At 74.7% G+C, this 15,746-nt stretch carries 11 protein-coding genes; 1 reads left to right on the plus strand and 10 read right to left on the minus strand.

Annotated features, from left to right (window positions below; translation table 11 throughout):
- Nucleotides 1-4 precede the first annotated feature (4 nt).
- From ABD067_RS15390 to ABD067_RS15435, 10 genes are all read right to left on the minus strand, one after another.
- Entirely contained in the window at nucleotides 5-5,215 is a 5,211-nt protein-coding gene (locus ABD067_RS15390) for a beta strand repeat-containing protein (RefSeq protein ID WP_343896228.1), read from the minus strand.
- A 117-nt stretch (nucleotides 5,216-5,332) separates the two neighbouring features.
- The gene (locus ABD067_RS15395) at nucleotides 5,333-5,695 is read right to left on the minus strand and encodes a heavy metal-binding domain-containing protein (RefSeq protein WP_343896229.1); all 363 of its coding nucleotides are present in this window, start codon (nucleotides 5,693-5,695) and stop codon (nucleotides 5,333-5,335) included.
- Nucleotides 5,696-5,803: 108 nt separating this feature from the next.
- Entirely contained in the window at nucleotides 5,804-6,715 is a 912-nt protein-coding gene (locus ABD067_RS15400; RefSeq protein ID WP_343896230.1) for a restriction endonuclease, read from the minus strand.
- Between the two features lie 87 nt (nucleotides 6,716-6,802).
- Nucleotides 6,803-9,562 (minus strand): DUF4175 domain-containing protein, encoded by a 2,760-nt coding sequence (locus tag ABD067_RS15405; protein ID WP_343896231.1) that lies wholly within the window; start codon nucleotides 9,560-9,562, stop codon nucleotides 6,803-6,805.
- Nucleotides 9,559-10,911 carry a diaminopimelate decarboxylase gene (lysA, locus tag ABD067_RS15410; RefSeq protein WP_343896232.1) on the minus strand — a complete coding sequence of 451 codons (1,353 nt, stop codon included), beginning with the start codon at nucleotides 10,909-10,911 and terminating at the stop codon, nucleotides 9,559-9,561. The genes ABD067_RS15405 and lysA overlap by 4 nt, the downstream gene beginning before the upstream one ends.
- 137 nt (nucleotides 10,912-11,048) lie before the next feature.
- The gene (locus ABD067_RS15415; protein WP_343896233.1) at nucleotides 11,049-11,813 is read right to left on the minus strand and encodes an SGNH/GDSL hydrolase family protein; all 765 of its coding nucleotides are present in this window, start codon (nucleotides 11,811-11,813) and stop codon (nucleotides 11,049-11,051) included.
- A 74-nt stretch (nucleotides 11,814-11,887) separates the two neighbouring features.
- Nucleotides 11,888-12,973 (minus strand): acyltransferase family protein, encoded by a 1,086-nt coding sequence (locus ABD067_RS15420; protein ID WP_343896234.1) that lies wholly within the window; start codon nucleotides 12,971-12,973, stop codon nucleotides 11,888-11,890.
- 578 nt (nucleotides 12,974-13,551) lie between these two features.
- The gene (locus ABD067_RS15425) at nucleotides 13,552-13,932 is read right to left on the minus strand and encodes a Rieske (2Fe-2S) protein (RefSeq protein WP_343896235.1); all 381 of its coding nucleotides are present in this window, start codon (nucleotides 13,930-13,932) and stop codon (nucleotides 13,552-13,554) included.
- Between the two features lie 3 nt (nucleotides 13,933-13,935).
- Nucleotides 13,936-14,436: a GFA family protein gene (locus tag ABD067_RS15430; RefSeq protein ID WP_343896236.1), complete on the minus strand. Its 501-nt coding sequence runs from the start codon at nucleotides 14,434-14,436 to the stop codon at nucleotides 13,936-13,938.
- The gene (locus ABD067_RS15435) at nucleotides 14,433-14,879 is read right to left on the minus strand and encodes an EVE domain-containing protein (RefSeq protein ID WP_343896237.1); all 447 of its coding nucleotides are present in this window, start codon (nucleotides 14,877-14,879) and stop codon (nucleotides 14,433-14,435) included. Before ABD067_RS15435 ends, ABD067_RS15430 begins: the two co-directional genes overlap by 4 nt.
- 101 nt (nucleotides 14,880-14,980) lie before the next feature.
- Between ABD067_RS15435 and ABD067_RS15440 the strand changes: the two genes are divergently transcribed.
- Nucleotides 14,981-15,746 (plus strand): heme ABC transporter permease (locus tag ABD067_RS15440; RefSeq protein ID WP_408871562.1); only part of this gene is annotated, 766 nt, incomplete at its 3' end.

Below are 15,746 nucleotides of genomic sequence, written 5' to 3' on the forward strand. Positions count from 1 at the left end.
CGGGTCAACCGAACAGCAGGTCCGCGGCCCCCAGCCGGGCTTCGGAGACGCCCTCCAACAACAGGCGCTGCCCGCCCCCGAAGTCGATCGAGGCGCCCCCCGCCCCGTCCGCCGCCGCGGCCAGGAACTGCGCGAAACCCGACACCCCGAGGCCGCGCAGCAGCAAGCGGTCCGCGCCGGGCTCGAAGTCGGCGATGCGGTCGGAGCCCATGCCGGGGTCGAAGACGAACAGGTCGGCCCCGGCCCCGCCGTGCAGCAGGTCGTCTCCGCCGCCGCCCAGCAGCGTGTCGCCGCCCGCGCCGGCCTGGATCGTGTTGCCGAAGCCGTTGCCTTCGATGCGGTTGGCGAGGTCGTTGCCCGTGCCGCGCGCCGTGGCGCCCGCCAGTACCAAGCCCTCCACGTGCGGCGCGAGCGCATGGTGGCCGGCCGGCCCGATGTCCGCGACCACCGTGTCGCGCCCCTGCCCGGCCCACTCCACGACCACGTCGTCCGCGCCCCGGACGTGGAACACGTCGTCGCCTTCGCCGCCGTGGAGGGTGTCCGCCCCGCCGGGGCCGCCGTCCAAGGTGTCGTCGCCGGCGCCGCCCGACAGGCGGTTGGAACCCGCATTGCCGGCGATGGCGTTGGCCGAAGCGTTGCCCTCGCCGTCGAGGTCCGCCGCGCCCGCCAGCACCAGCGCTTCGATGTCGGGATTGAGCCGGTGGCCGACCGAGGCCCGCACCGTGTCGTTCCCTCCGCCGGCGGCCTCGAAAGCGAAGGCCCCCTCGGCGTCGATCAGGAACAGGTCGTCGCCCGCGCCGCCGTGCAGCCGGTCCACGCCCCCGCCGCCGTCCAACGTGTCGTCGCCCGCGCCGCCGTCCAGCGTGTCGCCGCCCGCGCCGCCGCGCAGCAGGTCGGCGCCGGCCCCGCCGAGGAGCAGGTCCGCGCCGTCGCCGCCATCCAAGGTGTCCGCGTCCGGGCCGCCGAGCCCGGTGTCGGCGCCGTCGCCGCCGAGGAGCAGGTCCGCGCCGTCTTCGCCGAGGAGCAGGTCGGGCTCGCCCGCGCCGTCCAGCGTGTCCGCCCCCGCGCCGCCGCGCAGCAGATCCGCCCCGGCTTCGCCGTGCAGGAGGTCCCCGCCGTCGCCGCCGAGCAAGGTGTCGGCTTCGGTCCCCCCTTCCAAGGTGTCCGCATCGATCCCGCCGTCCAGCGCGTCGGCGCCGGCGTCGCCGCGCAGCAGGTCGGCGCCGGCGCCGCCGAGCAGGGTGTCCGACTCCGCGCCGCCCTCCAGCGCGTCCGCTTCGCCGCCGCCGTCGAGCAGATCGGCGCCCGCGCCGCCGCGCAGCAGGTCGGCGCCTTCGCCGCCGACCAAGGTGTCGGCGTCCGTGCCGCCGTCCAGCGTGTCCGTATCGGCGCCGCCGTCCAGCAAGTCCGCTCCGGCGCCGCCATCCATCGACTCGCGTCCGCCGTCGCCCAGGAGGGTGTCAGCGCCGTCGCCGCCGTCGAGCGTGTCCGCTTCCGTGCCGCCCCGGAGCAGATCGCCGCCGCCGCCGCCGCGCAGCAGGTCGGCGCCGGCGCCGCCGAGCAGGGTGTCGCCCTCCGTGCCGCCTTCCAGCGTGTCAGCTTCCGCGCCGCCGTCCAACAGGTCCGCGCCCGCGTCGCCGCGCAGCCAGTCGGCACCGGCGGCCCCGAGCAGCGTGTCGTCCCCGTCGCCGCCGCGCAGCAGGTCCGAGCCGCCCTCACCGGCCAGCGTGTCGGACTCCGTGCCGCCGTCCAGGGTGTCGACGCCGTCGCCGCCGGCCAGCGCGTCCGCGCCGGCGCCGCCGTCCAACGAGTCCGCGTCCGCGTCGCCGCGCAGCCAGTCGTCGCCGACGCCGCCCAGGATCCGATCGTCGCCGGCCCCGCCTTCCAGCCGGTCGTCGCCGGCGTCGCCGTCCAGGGTGTCGGCGCCGGCGTCGCCCATCAGGAAGTCGCGGCCGTTCCCGCCGGAGAGGCTGTCGTTTCCGTTGGCGCCGTCCAGCGTGTCGTCGCCGTCGCCGCCGAGCAGCGCGTTGGCGCCGGCGTTGCCGCTTAAGCGGTTGTCCAGAGCGTTTCCGACGCCACGGATGTCCGCCACGCCGATGAACGCCAGCGCCTCGATGTTCGCGCCGAGCGTCCAGGCAGCGGCGGCGAACACCGTGTCCGTGCCCTCGCCCGCCAGTTCCACGATCGAGTCCAGGGCGTTGTCCACGAAGAACGCGTCGTCGCCCGCGCCGCCGAGCAGCGTGTCCGCGCCGGCGGCGCCGTCCAGGGTGTCGTTCCCGGCGGCGCCGTCCAGCCAGTTCGCCGCGGCGCTGCCGAGCACGCTGTCGGCGAAGGCGCCGCCGCGGAGGTGTGCGATGAGCAGCAGCGTGTCGCGGTCGCCCCAGCCGTCCAGCACGGCGCCGGCGGCGAGGTCGGCGCGGACGCCGCCGGGGTCGGCGGCGTGGTCCGCCGTGATGAGGGTGCCCGACGCCGCGGCGCGCAGCGTGTCGGCGCCGGCGAGGCCGCGCAGCCAGGTGCGGTTGCCGGCGCCGCCGGCGCCCAAGATGCCGTCGGCGCCGTGCGAGCCCCAGGCGTTCTCGATCCGGCGGAGCGTGTCCGTGTCGCCCCAGGGATCGGTGGCGGTGCCGGCGGCGAGGTCCACCACGGCCCCGCGCACCGGAAGCGGCGTGCCGGGGCTGAGGAGGTCGTAGCGCACGGTGTCCAACCCGGCGCCGCCGTCGAGCGTGTCGCGGCCGGCGCCGCCCGCCAGCCGCTCGGCGGCGGCGGAACCCACGATGCTGTCCGCGCCGGAGCCGCCGGAAACGGCCTCGATGCCCTGGAGGCGGTCGGTGGAGCCGTCCGGCTTCAGGACGTAGGCGCTTTCCGCCAGCCCGTCGAAGACCGGCGGCGTCAGCGCGACGGTGATGTTGCCGGCCCCGGCGTAGCGGTATTCGTCGAAGCCGCCGCGCCCGTCGAACACCTTGTTGCCGCCGCCCGCCGACAGGAACAGGTCGTCGTGGGCGGAACCCAGCACCGTGTCGTGCGCGTCCGACGCGACGGCGACGCGGCGGATGTTCACCAGCGCGTCCGTGCCGCCCCAGCCGTCCGCCGCGGTGCCGGCGTGCAGATCCAACAGCACGGCGAAGGGCGCGCCCGCGGCGTAGGTGGCCTGCGCGCCGAAGCCGCCGTCGCCCACGATGCGGTCGTTGCCGCGGCCGCCTTCCAGGGACGTGGCGAAGAGGCCGCTGCCGGCGGCGCTCGCGTCCAGGGTGTCGTTCCCGGCGGTGCCGGACACGGCGTGGACGGCGGCGAAGGTGTCGGCGCCGCCGTCGGCCTTCGTCGTGGCGCCGGTGCCGTGGCCGGTGAACCGGACCTCGACCGGCCCGGCGAGGCCGGCGTAGGCGATGCCGTTGGCGCTGCCCGCGCCGCCCTCGATCCGATCGGAGCCGCCGCTGCCGATGAAGATCTCGCCGATGGTGCCGCCGACCAGGGTGTCGTTCCCCGCGGTGCCGGCGCGCGACCGGCCGCCCTCGTTGGCGAAGAAGGTGCCCGCGACGAAGTCCGAAGCGTCCAGCGCGACCGGCGACGCGGCGGAACCCACGCGCGCGACGAGGTCCGCGGCGCCCAGCACACCGTCGCCGTCCGCGTCCAGCACCAGCCAGCCGCCGGCCGGCGCGCCGCCCTCGGTCGCCGGCACCCAGAACGCCGCGCGGGCGTCGAGGCCGGGGAGGCGCGGCGCCGGCAGCGCCATGCCCTGGGCGATCGACTCCCGCGCGGGGAGGCCGCCGACGAAGAGCAGCGGCCGCGCCGCGCCGTCCGGGCCGGCGATGGTGCCCGCGGTGGCGCCGCTGCCGTCCGCGAGGCCGCCCCAGGCGGAGGACAGGCGCAGCTTGTCGCCCTCGGCGCGGCTGAAGTCGAGGATGGCGTCGACCTCGGCGGGGCCGGAGGCGGCGGGTCGCCCGTCCTCGCGCAGCACGAACAGGTCCGCGCCGGCGCCGCCCGCGAAGGTGTCGGCGCCCGCGCCGCCGACGAGCGTGTCGTCGCCGGAGCCGCCGAGCAGCGCGTCGTTTCCCGCGTCGCCGCGCAGCAGGTCCGCGCCGTCGCCACCGTCCAGGCGGTCGCCGCCGTCGCCGCCGCGGAGCAGGTCGATGCCGTCGCCGCCGAGCAGGCTGTCGGCGCCGGCGCCGCCTTCCAGCGTGTCGGAGTCGGCGCCGCCGAGGAGCGTGTCATCGCCGGCGCCGCCGTCGAGCGCGTCGTTGCCGGCGGCGCCTTCCAGCCGGTCGGCGCCGCCGAAGCCCAGCGCGGTGTCGTCGCCGGCGGCGCCGATCAGCGTGTCGGCACCGCCGGTGCCGGCGAGGGCGAAGGTGCCGGGGACGAAGTCCTCGGCGGCGATGGTCGCGCCCGCCGGCAGGTCGAAGCGCGCCACGACATCCGCGGCGCCGAGCACTCCGTCGCGGTCGACGTCCAGCACCAGCCAGCCGCCGCCGTCGCCCGGCGCGGCGGTGGGCAGCCAGTGCAGGAGCCACGCGGCGCCTTCGGTCGGGTCCGGCAGGGCGAGGCCGGCCACCGGCGCCGCGGCGGGCGCGAGGGCACCGGCGAAGCCTATGGGGAGCAGCGGGCCGCCGCCGGGCGGCGCGAAGGCGCCGGACGCGATGGCGTCGAGCGCCGTGCCCGCCGCTTGCCCGCGCAGGACCAAGCGGTCGCCGGCGCCGGGGGTGAAGTCCACGACGCGGTCGGTGGCGGCGAGGGTGGAGCCGGGCGCCGCCGCGCCCGCTTCCAGCAGCACGAAACGGTCCGCGCCGGCGCCGCCGGCCAGCACGTCGCCGCCGAGGCCGCCGAGCAGCCAATCCGCGCCGTCGCCGCCGACGAGCGTGTCGGCGCCCGCGCCGCCCTGGAGCGAATCGGCGCCCGCGCCGCCGGAAAGGCTGTCGTCGCCCGCGGCGCCGACCAGCCCGTCGTTCCCGCTCCCGGCGAGGACGGTGAAGTCTTCGATGCCGGCGAGCACCGCGCCGGCCACGCGCGTCGTTTGCGCGGGCGCCGCGGGCATCCAGGCGGCGAGCGCGGCGGTATCGGCCGAGCGGTCCAGCACCGCGCGATCGCGGCCGGCGCCGCCGTGCAGCGTGTCCTCGCCCCCGCCGGCGAAGAGCGTGTCGTCGCCGTCGCCGCCGAGGAGGCGGTCGCTTTCGGCGGTGCCGGACAGCGGGTCGTCGCCCGCGCCGCCGGTGATGGTGGCCATGCCCCTCCTGCCGCGGCCTTCCATCCTGGCGGCGGTCTTCGGAGGGGCAGCCTGGCCCCGGACGCTTTACGGAACGGCTAAGCGCGCGTGGGGCGGGCGCTTAACCTCCCGCGGCGATCATCCCGCCGAGGAGGGCGACCACGAGCTGGCGGGGGCGCCGCCCTTCAGCGCGACCGCGGTGCCGCTGGCGCTGACCATCAGCATTCCGCCGTTAGCGCCGAGCACCTCGTAGTCGAGGTCGATGCCGACCACCGCGTCGGCGCCCAGTTCCTGCGCCTGCGCCACAAGCCCCCGCATGGCCGCGTCCCGCGCCGCGCCGAGTTCGCGCTCGTAGGTGCCGGAGCGGCCGCCGATGAAGTCCCGCACCGAGCCGAACAAATCCTTCACGACGTTCACGCCGAGCACCGCGTCGCCGAAGACGAGGCCCATGTAGCGCTCGACCTCGCGGCCTTGGATGGTGGGGGTGGTGGACAGGATCATGGCGGCGGGGCTCCGGTGAGGGTCGCACTGGTTAGCACGCCCGGAGCGTCGTTGCGCCGGTGTCCTTGCAGCTATGCACCCCAGCGATGGCTGGAAAAGGCTAGGATTTTAGATAGCGGAGAACCAGTCAGCTTCTACCGTCATCCTCTCGACCATCTCGGTACGGACGCCCAGCCTCAACTGCTTGAGCAGATCGCAGAGTTGGTCGCCGTCGATCAGGTCTATGGCGGGCGCCCCGTCCCTGGTCGCCTCGCGCTTCGCGTCCGGTGTGAACGTGCCGGTCGTGATCATAAGGCCCTTGTCGCTGCGCCCAACCATGGCTCCCCGGAAATCGCGGATGGCGCCCGCACCGACGCTGCCTTGGTAGCGCTTGCATTGGAAGAGCACTTGAAATGAAAGCAGGTTGACGCGCAGCACGCCGATGCCGTCTATGCCCCCGTCACCGCTGCGGCCAGTGACCTCAACCTTCAGGAACCCAGCTTCGCGCAGCAGGCGCTGCGCCAAGCGTTCGAACGCGTTCGGGGCCAATGCGCGCAACGTCTGGAGGAGCTTGTCCTTCCAGGACGCCTCGGTTTCCTCAACGTCGCCAGCGTCAACAGCGGCTGCCGGGTTTGCTTCCGTGTCGGCAAGCCTCTTCGCTTTCCGCTCGTCCAAGTCTTGCTTGCGCACACGGTTCGGGACAGCAGCGATGTCCTGTCGTGTGAGCTGTTCGCCCGTCTTGGTCAGCGACCAAACGCCTCGGCTGCTGTTTTCGAGCGCACCGACCTTCTTCAGGTACGTTTTCGCCCAAGCGAGGTTGTAGTTCAGCTTCGTTTGTCGGCCATCGGTGTGCTGAACCGACTGGACCTCAGCGGGGAACGCTTCCTGCTCGATGATCTTCGCCAGGAGTTCTTCGTTGGTCGCCGACCCACCCATGGCTCTGAGCGCCTTTAGAAGTGGCCACATGAGTTCGTCGAAGGTGGGCACAGCAACAGCAAGGCGCCCCTGCGCAACGCCGTTGTAAGCGATCGCTTTCTGCAAATCCTACTTCCCGTTTCGTCGAAGGCCGCGGCCCGCACCCGCACTTCATGCAGAGAGTGGCCGCTGAGCGGCCCCACCCTCCCCCCGTCAGAACCGCCGCAGCAGCCGGTCGATGTAGTCCAGTTCCTCCACCGGCCGCGCCTTCTCCGCGCCGCGCCGCCGCAGTTCCTCCTGGATGCGCCGCGTGCGCAGCAGCTCCGCCTCGTCGGGGACGCGGGTGTCGGCGCCTTCCTCGTTGCTGCCGCCGGTCTCGGTGCGGCGGCGGCCGAGCGGGTCGCGGCCTTCGCCTTGCGCCTGGGCGCGGTCCTGGCCTTCGCCGCCGTTCTGCGGGTCGCCGGCCATGTCGTCGCCATCGCCGCCGTCCTGGCCGTCCTCCGGCGCGGCGCCGAACTGGCGCTGCATGGACTGCGCCATCTGCCGGCCGCCTTCCTGCAAGGCGCGCATGGCGCGGGCCTGCGGGTCGCGGGCGTCGCCGCCCTCGCGCAGCGCTTCCTGCGCGTCGCGCATCGCCTGGTCGGCGCGGCCGAGCGCCTCCGGCACCTCGCCCGTCAGGTCGCCGAACTGCTGCATCAGCTCGCCCAGCGCCCGGCGCAGCGCGCGTTGGCGGCGGGCGTCCTGGGCGCTCTGCTCGCGCGCTTGCGGGTCCGTGGATTCGCCTTGGCCCCGCTGCGGTTGCTGCGGCTCGGGCGGCCAGCGCAGGCCCTGGTCGCGGAGCTGGCGCTGGCGGCGCTCCTGGGCGCGGCGCCCTTCGTCGGCGTCGGCGCGCTGGTGGCTGCGGTCGAGCATCTCGCCCTGGCGGCGCACCATGTCCTGCACCACGCCCATCTGCTGCTGGCCGCGCTGGCGCTGGCCCTGCCGCTCTTGGTTCTCCTGGCGGGCGACGCGGCCCTCCTCCAGCGCGCGGAGCATCTCCTCCAACTCGGCGAGTTCGCGCTTGGCGTCCTCCGTGCGGCCTTCGCGCGCGGCGTCCTGCATCCGCTCGGTGCGGCGGTTCAGCTCGCGCTGGTCCATCAGGCGGTTCTGCGGGTCGAAGGGCATGGCCTCCGCGTTCTCCCGCTGCAGCTTCTCGGCCAGGGCTTCGAGGTGCTGGCGGATCGCGTCGCGCAGCTCCTGGATGCGCTTCTGGAGTTCGGCGCGCTGCTCGTCCTGGGCTTCGCGGCGCTCGCGTTCGGCCTGCTCGCGCTGCTGGCGCTCGGCGTCGCGCTGCTCCTGCGTCTTGCCGTCCTCCTGGCGCTGTTGGCCGTCGCGGCGCTCCGCCTCTTCGCGCTCCTCGGCTTCGCGCCGTTGTTGATCGGCTTCGCGCTGTTCGCGGTCCAGGCGCTCGGCCTCTTCCAGCGACCGGCGCAGCGCTTCGCGCGCCTGCTGGAGGGCGCGGAGGGTGCGGCCGTCCCTGCCCTCCTCCAGCGCCAGGGCGACCTCCCACAGGAGGTCCTGCACCTCCGAAATCGCTTCCGGGCGCCGGTCCACCATCAAGCGGGTGCGGGCGGCGCGGAGCGCGAGGTAGGTGGCGACGTCGTGCTCGAAGAGTTCCGGCGCGGCGGCGATCGACTCCAATTCGGCGCGCGCCGGCCGGCGGGCCCCGGGGTCGAGCGAGAGCGCCTTGCGGACGGCGATCACCCGCTGCGCCACGCGGTGGTTGAAGGAGCGCTCCGGCAGGGCCAGCGCGGCGGCGTCGGAGCGGCCCTCCTGGCCGGCGCCGTCGCGCACGACCAGCCGGAATTCCACGTCGAGCCCGGCCCAGGGGTGGGCGGAGAGGTCAGGCTGCGCGGTGCCGCGCGCGTGCTTGTTCTGGTTGCCGCCGGGCAGGGAGAGTTCGAGCACCAAAGGCGGCGCGTCCGGCCGGGCCTTGAGCCGCGCTTCGGCGCGGAGCGATGCTAAGCCCCAATCGTCTTCCGCCCGCCAGGGCAGGCGCGTGCCGAGGCCCCGCTGGGCGCGGGCGGGCGGTTCGGAAAAGGCGGCGGTGGGCGGCGCGTCGGCCTGCACGGAGAGCGTCCAGGCCGCCAGCGTGCGACCTTCGCGCCGCACCGCCAGCTTGCCGCCGGTCTCCAGCGGCGTTTCCGCCAGGAAGCTGGCGCCGTCCAGGGCGCGGAACGTCGCGTCGCCGGCGTCGGTGGTTAGGAGCGGCGGGGCGCCGCTGCCGCCCGACACCGCCACCTGCAACCGGCTGCCCTGCGGCACCGTCGCGGCGCCACCGGCCGGGTCGAGGAACACCGGCGCGGCGCCGGTGTAAGCGGGCGGCGTCACCCAGGCTTCCAGGCGCTGGGCGGGCGCAGGCGCCGGGCGGGAGAATTCGGGCAGGAGGGCGCGGCGCAGCCGTTCCGGTGCGTCGCCCCACGCCACCACGACGGCGGACACCAGGCCGAGCCCCAGCGCCGCGCGCAGCGCCACCGGGTCGCGCGCCGGCAGGCCGGGGCGCGGCGCTCCGACGCGGAGCTTGGCGATCTGCGCCGCGGCCCGTTCCTGGTGCGCCTTCCACAGCGCTTGCGCCGCTGGGTCGTCGTCCGACGCCGCCGCCGGGCGGTCAGCGAGCGCCTGGAGGGGGCGGTGGCGCAGGCCGGATTGGCGCTCCAGCCGGCGCTCCGCCGCCGCGTCGCCGGGCGGGCGGAAGCCGCGGAAGCCGCGCCACAGCAGAAAGCCGATCCCTCCGGCGACGGCGGCCAGCAGCAACGTATGCCACCCGCCGGGGAGCGCCTGCGGCAGTTCGAGCAGCGCCAGCACGAGGAAGAGGCCGAGGAGGCCGAGCGCCGGCCACAGGCGCGGCCAAACCGACTCCCAGAGCAGCGCCGCGCGCGACAGCAGGCGGCGGCGTTCCAGCGCCGCCTCGGGGCCGCCCCGGAGGTTGATCATGGCGCGTCCTCCAACCAGTGCGGCACGCGCATGCCGGCGAGCAGCGCGGCGTGGTCCTGCCGGTCGCGCACCACGGCGAAGCGGGCGCCGTCCACCAGCACCTCCGCGGCCAAGGGGCGCATGTTGTAGGTGCTGCTCATCACCGCGCCGTAGGCGCCGGCGTCGAGCAGGGCGACCAAGGCGCCGGGGTCGAGCGCCGGCAGGGCGCGGCCGCGGGCGAAGGTGTCGCCGGTCTCGCAGACCGGCCCGACCACGTCGGCGGGCGAGCACGGCGCCACCAGGGCGCGCGGCGAGACGGGCAGGATGCCGTGCCACGCCTCGTACATGGCCGGGCGGAGCAGGTCGTTCATGGCGGCGTCGAGCACCACGAAGCGGCGCGCGGCGCCTTGCTTCTGCACCACCACGGAGGCCAGCAGCACGCCGGCGGGACCGGCGATCCAGCGGCCGGGCTCCAGCATCACCGGCAGGCCGAGGTCGCCGAGGCCGTGGCGGATGGCGCCGGCCAACGCTTCGGGCAGCGGCGCCGGCTCGTCGCGGTAGGGGATGCCGAGGCCGCCGCCGCAATCCACGCGCTGCAAGGGCAGCCCGGCGGCGCGCAGCTCGCGCACCAACTCGCCCAAGCGGGCGTAGGCGGCGCGGAAGGCGGAAACGCCGGCGGTGATCTGGCTGCCGATGTGGACGGCGACGCCGACCGGCTCGATCCCCGGCAGCGCGGCCATGCGGGCGTAGAGGGCCGGCGCGTCGGCGATGGGCACGCCGAACTTGTTCTCCGACCGGCCGGTGGTGATCTTGGCGTGGGTGCGGGCGTCCACGTCCGGGTTGACCCGGAGCGCCACGCGGGCCGTGCGGCCGAGCGACGCGGCGAGGGCGGAGACCGCTTCCAGCTCCTCGGCGCTCTCGGCGTTGATCTGGAAGATGTCTTCGGCGAGGGCGAGACGCAGCTCGCGCTCGGTCTTGCCCACACCGGAGAAGACGATGGCGGAGCCGGGGACGCCAGCGGCGCGGGCGGCCCGCAACTCGCCCTCGCTCACGACGTCGGCGCCCAGGCCCTCGGCGGCGAGCACGCGCAGCACGGCGAGGTTGCCGTTGGCCTTCACCGCGTAGTGGATCGAGGCGCGGAGCCCGGCGCCGTCCAGCGCGGCGCGGAGCGCGCGGGCGCGGCGGCGGAGCGCGCCGGCGGAGTAGACCCAGGTGGGCGTGCCGACGGCCTCCGCGATGCGGGCGAGCGGCACCTCCTCCACCGTCAGCCCGTCGAAGGCGTTGGCGGAGAGGTGGGGGCGGGCCGCGACCAGCTCGGCGAAGTCCGGGTCGGGCTCCGGGCCGGCGGTGGCGGAAAGGGGCGCTGCCATCGCCTTATAGTGTGGCGGCGGCCGTGGCCGGGACAAGCGCTGCGTGCCGATGGCGGGCCGCGAGCGGTCGGTTGCTTCTCGGAATGACCGGCGCGGCCATCCGGGCGCCACGCCCGCGCCGCGCGGGCGATCGGCTCCTACGCCGCGTCCTTCGGGCCAGTGCGCGCGCCCATGGCGCCCCGGATCAGCGCCTCCAGCTCCCGGCTTCCCGCCGGCGACAGGTGCAGACCGTCGCCGCTGTGGAGGGAAGGCCGCAGGCCCCCGGCCGCGGCGTCCCAGAAGACCGGCCAAACGTCCACGAAGCGGCAGTTCGGGCGCTCCTCGCAAACGGGGCGCAGCGCCACGTTCAAGGACCGCAGGTTGGCGTTGCGCAGGTGGAGGCTGCGGCGGGGCCAAGGAGCGCCCTCGTCGACAGGCAGCGGCGAGACCATGACCAACGCGGCCGAGGGAGGGAGGCGGGCGAGCAGGGTCCGGTAATCCGCCGCTATGGCCGGGGCGGGGCGGTACTTGAGGTCGTTCACCCCGGCGTTGACCACGACGGCCCGCGCGCGCTCGACCGAGGGCAGGACCGGCAGGCGCCAGGTGAGCATCCGGACCGTGTCGCCGCCGATGCCGTGGTTGACGGCGTTCTCGCCGAGCCGGGCCGCGTCGATCTGCTTGGCGATGCTGTCGCCGAGGACGACCAGGGCCGCTTCGGGCACCGCCCGGTCCAGGCGCGCCTGCTCCACCACGGGGAGCGTTAGCTCGATGAACCTGTCTTCCATGTCGTCGGGCGGCAGCAGCCCCCACCGCTTGCCCAACCGGGCGGGCAGGTCGGGCGCGGCGACCGGCACGAAGGCGAGGGCGTGCAGGAGCGCGACGTACGCCAGGGCGGCGCGACGGACGAGGCGGCGGTGGAGCATGCGGCGCGGCGGGCGGGACAGCCCCTCCGAACGGGGAGCGGGTCCGGCCCGCCGCGCGGTGTCGCCTCCCGCGGTCATGCCGGGGTGGGCCGGGGCGCGAGCAGGCCCAGGCGCGACGGCAGCCGACGCCCCGGCTCTTCCACGAGCCTGTAGGCGAGAGCGGAAGCCGCCAGGACGACGGCCAGCGCGACCGCGTCCCGCAGCAGCGCGCCGCCGAGCGGCGACAGGGGCAGCTTGTGCAACGGCATCAGGCGCTCCAGGACCGCGAGCACCGGCATGTGCAACAGGTAGATCGAGAAGGACACGCGGCCCAGCCACACCAGCGGCTCCGCGTTCAGCGCCCGCGCCATCATTCCGCGCTCGGCCGCGAGCGCCCCGACGAGGACGGCGGTGCAGGGCGGGACCAAGCTCGGCAGGTCCGCCACGACCCCGAAGGCGAGCACGGCCGCCGCGGCGAGCGCCCACGCCCCGGCGTGCCGCCCGAAGCGCGACCCCGCCTCCCCGCCCGGCCCGGCGCTGGCGAGCGCGACGCAGCAGCCGAGGTAGAAGCCGAACAGCCCGCGGACCAGGGCGGGCCAACCGTGCGACGGCGCGTCGAGCGCCACGATCCACACGGCCGCCGCGGCGCCCAGGGCGAAGGCGGCGGCCACCAGGCCGCGACGCGGCACGCGCCGCATCACCGGCAGCACCGCCGGCAGCAGGGCGTAGCAGACCAGTTCGACGCTGATCGACCACGTGACGGAGTTCCACCGGTTCGGTTCGGAGAAGAACGTGTGCAGCAGCAGCAGCGACGCCGGCAGGTCGTCCCAACTGTAGCGCCCGTCGCGGGACAGCTCCATGCCCGCCGCGGAAGCGAGCGCCACCCCCGCGGCCAGCGCGAGGGTCGTGGCAACATGCAAGGGGTAGAGGCGGAAGGCGCGGCGGACGAGGAACCGGGACGTGCCGGCGGCGGAGAGGCCCGGGTGGACCGTCGCCAGGATGTAGCCGCTGAGGATGAAGAACAGGTCCACCCCGGTCCACCCGTGCTCGAACAGCGTCGCGGCGGGCGTGCCGTCGTATGCGGGGGCGGGCGAGGCGTGGTCGAGCAGCCAGAGGTGGAAGCCGAACACCCAGAGGGCGGCCACCCCCCGGAGCGCGGTCAGGGAACGGATCTCGTTCACAGCGCGCCCCCTGCCGTCGAAGGCGCCGGCGCAGGAAGGGAATGGGCAGGAAGAAGCCTCGACCCGGCCGAGCCCGTGCCGGCGCGGCGCCGATCCGGATCAGGACGCGCGTTCCAGAAGGCTACGGGAAAGCGGGGCACCACCCCGGCTGATGCGCGAGCGCGATCGGCAACCCCGGTCAGGGCCGTGTGCGGGTGTGTTTCGAAGGACATGGGGACTCACAGGCGCCGCGTGCATGACGCCCTCCCTTGCCGGGAGGGCGCTAAGCGCAGTCGATCGTTCAGGGCACGACGCGCGGCGTATCGCCGCGCGCGAAGCGGGCCAGGCCACGACGAGCGACACCAAGCCCCCAAACCACGGGCGTCGAAGTCAGTCGCGCAACCCGAACGGGCTGCCGTCACTCATGGCGGCGCGTTGGTGCCCATCGCCCCTGCGTTCATCCTTCGATTTTCCGAGGGCGCATCATTCCGGATGATGGCCGTAACGTCAACTCTGGAGTGCGGCATTCCCGCTTTTGTCAGCGCGGATCCTGGGCGCGGTCGGCGCTGGGGACCGGAGCGCCTCGGGGAGACGCGCCCTCACAGCCCCGCGTCGGCCGGCACCACCACCGCCCCGTCCACGATCCGCGCCTCCACCGCTTCCAGCGTGTCGCCCAGGCATGGCCCGCTGACGCACACCCCGTCCTCCACGCGGAAGCGGGCCCCGTGGGCGGAGCAGACGATGTTCTGGCGGCGGGCGTCGAGGAAACGGTCGGGCAGCGGCTCCAGCGGCAGGCCGATGTGCGGGCAGGAGTTGACGTAAACGAACACCCGGTCGCCGCGGCGCACCGCGAACAGGCCGGTGAAGCCGCCCGGCGCGGCGGGGAAGCCGCGGGCGCCGCCGTCCGGTATGTCGTCCAGGCGGCACAGCGTCCGCTCGCCCGGTCCCGCCACCGCGGCCGCCTCGCCACCAGCCCGCACGCGCTAACCCTCCCCTTCCCGCGTCAGGCCGAGCCGCTCGTGCCACTCGGCGATGCTTTCGTCCGGGTATTCGTCATGGCGCCGGTCGCCGCGCTTGGCCGCGACCTCCACCCAGGGCGCCTTGGAGCCCAGCATCATGTGGGTGGAGCGCGGCGCGGCCGGCAAGGGCGTGTCGATCGCCGAGGCGAAGGGGTGGACGAGGTCGGGCCAGCGCTTGTCGTAGAGCCACAAGGCGCTGCCGCACCTGGAGCAGAAGTGCCGCTCGGCCGGGCTGCGGCCCGCGCGCTTCACACCCGCCTCGCGCATCCTGGCGTGGTAGATCGAGACGTGCTGCTTGCCGGTGACGCGCAGCGTCCGGGCGTCGCCGCCGAGGTTGATGGCGTGGCCGCCCCCGCCCTGGGTCTTGCGGCAGATGGAGCAGTAGCAGCGCTGGTACGGGTAAGGGTGCTCCGAGCGCAGCCGGAACTTGACCGCGCCGCAATGGCAGGAGCCTTCGAGCCTCATCCGGCGGCCGCCGCCTTCTTCGGCCGCTTCTCGTCACGCCAGCCGCCCATGCGGCAGATCGCGGCCCAATGCGCCGGGGAGACCGGCATCACCGAAAGACGCGATTGGCGCACCAGGGCGATGCCGGCCAGCGCCGGCTCCGCCTTGATGGCGGCGAGCCCGACCGGTTCCGGCATCGGCCCGACGGCGCGCACGTCCACGCAGACCCAGCGCCCGGTGGGGTCGGTCGGGTCCGGGTAGGCTTCGCGCGCCACTTCGACCACGCCGACGATCTCCTTGCCGGTGTTGGAGTGATAGAAGAAGGCGCGGTCGCCCCGGCGCATCTCCCGGAGGTGCTTGGCCGCCAGGGCGTTGCGCACGCCGGTCCAGGGTTCCGTGCCCTTTCTGACCTGGTCTTCCCAGGAAAAGGCGTCGGGTTCGCTCTTGACAAGCCAGTGCGCCAAAACGGGAACCCTTCTGAACTTGCAACTAGATTAGTGGGTTGCCGGGCGGTTGAGCGCTTCAACCCGCGGCGATCACACCTTAATGTAGAGGCGTGGAAACGTTGACACCCGATGACGTGCCGCCGCCGCGGGGCCCTTCCGCGGCGCGTGGCGGAGGTGGCCGGAGCCTGCACCGCTTCGCCAATCCCGGGCGGTTCCTGCGGCTGTCCGGCCGGGTACTGCCCTGGCTGACGGGCGCGGCCGTGCTGGCGCTCGCCGTCGGGCTGCCCTGGGCCTTGTTCTTCTCGCCGCCGGATTGGCAACAGGGCGAGACGGTCCGCATCCTCCACATACACGTGCCGATGGCTTGGCTGGCTATGGGCGGCTACGCGGGGCTTGCGATCGGCTCCGCCATCGCGCTCGTCTGGCGGCACCCGTTAGCGGACCTCGCCTGCCGCGAACTGTCGCCGGTGGGCGCCGCGGTGACGGCGCTCTGCCTCGCCACCGGCAGCATCTGGGGCCGGCCGATGTGGGGGACGTGGTGGGTGTGGGACGCACGGCTGACCAGCGTGCTGGTGCTGTTCTTCCTCTGGCTCGGCCACGCCGCGCTTGTGCGCGCCTTTGAAGATCCGGAGCGGGGCTCCCGGATGGGCGCGATGCTGGCGCTGGCGGGGGCGGTGAACCTGCCGGTCGTCAAGTTCAGCGTGGATTGGTGGAACACCCTGCACCAGCCGGCCAGCGTCACCCGCATCGGCGCGCCAGCGCTGCACGCGGACATCCTGTACCCCCTGCTGGTCTGCGCGCTGGGCTTCACCCTGGCCTTCGCGGCGCTGGTGCTCGCCCGCACCCGCGCCGCGGTGATGGAGCGGCGCGTGCGCGCCTTGCAAA

The sequence above is a fragment of the Craurococcus roseus genome (assembly GCF_039523795.1).
Classification (GTDB): domain Bacteria; phylum Pseudomonadota; class Alphaproteobacteria; order Acetobacterales; family Acetobacteraceae; genus Craurococcus; species Craurococcus roseus.

Coding starts and splice junctions, on each gene's coding strand:
- ABD067_RS15405 (WP_343896231.1), bottom strand. CDS start 9,562: ATGATCAACCTCCGGGGCGGCCCCGAGGCGGCGCTGGAACGCCGCCGC.
- ABD067_RS15395 (WP_343896229.1), bottom strand. CDS start 5,695: ATGATCCTGTCCACCACCCCCACCATCCAAGGCCGCGAGGTCGAGCGC.
- ABD067_RS15390 (WP_343896228.1), bottom strand. CDS start 5,215: ATGGCCACCATCACCGGCGGCGCGGGCGACGACCCGCTGTCCGGCACC.
- lysA (WP_343896232.1), bottom strand. CDS start 10,911: ATGGCAGCGCCCCTTTCCGCCACCGCCGGCCCGGAGCCCGACCCGGAC.
- ABD067_RS15430 (WP_343896236.1), bottom strand. CDS start 14,436: ATGAGGCTCGAAGGCTCCTGCCATTGCGGCGCGGTCAAGTTCCGGCTG.
- ABD067_RS15415 (WP_343896233.1), bottom strand. CDS start 11,813: ATGCTCCACCGCCGCCTCGTCCGTCGCGCCGCCCTGGCGTACGTCGCG.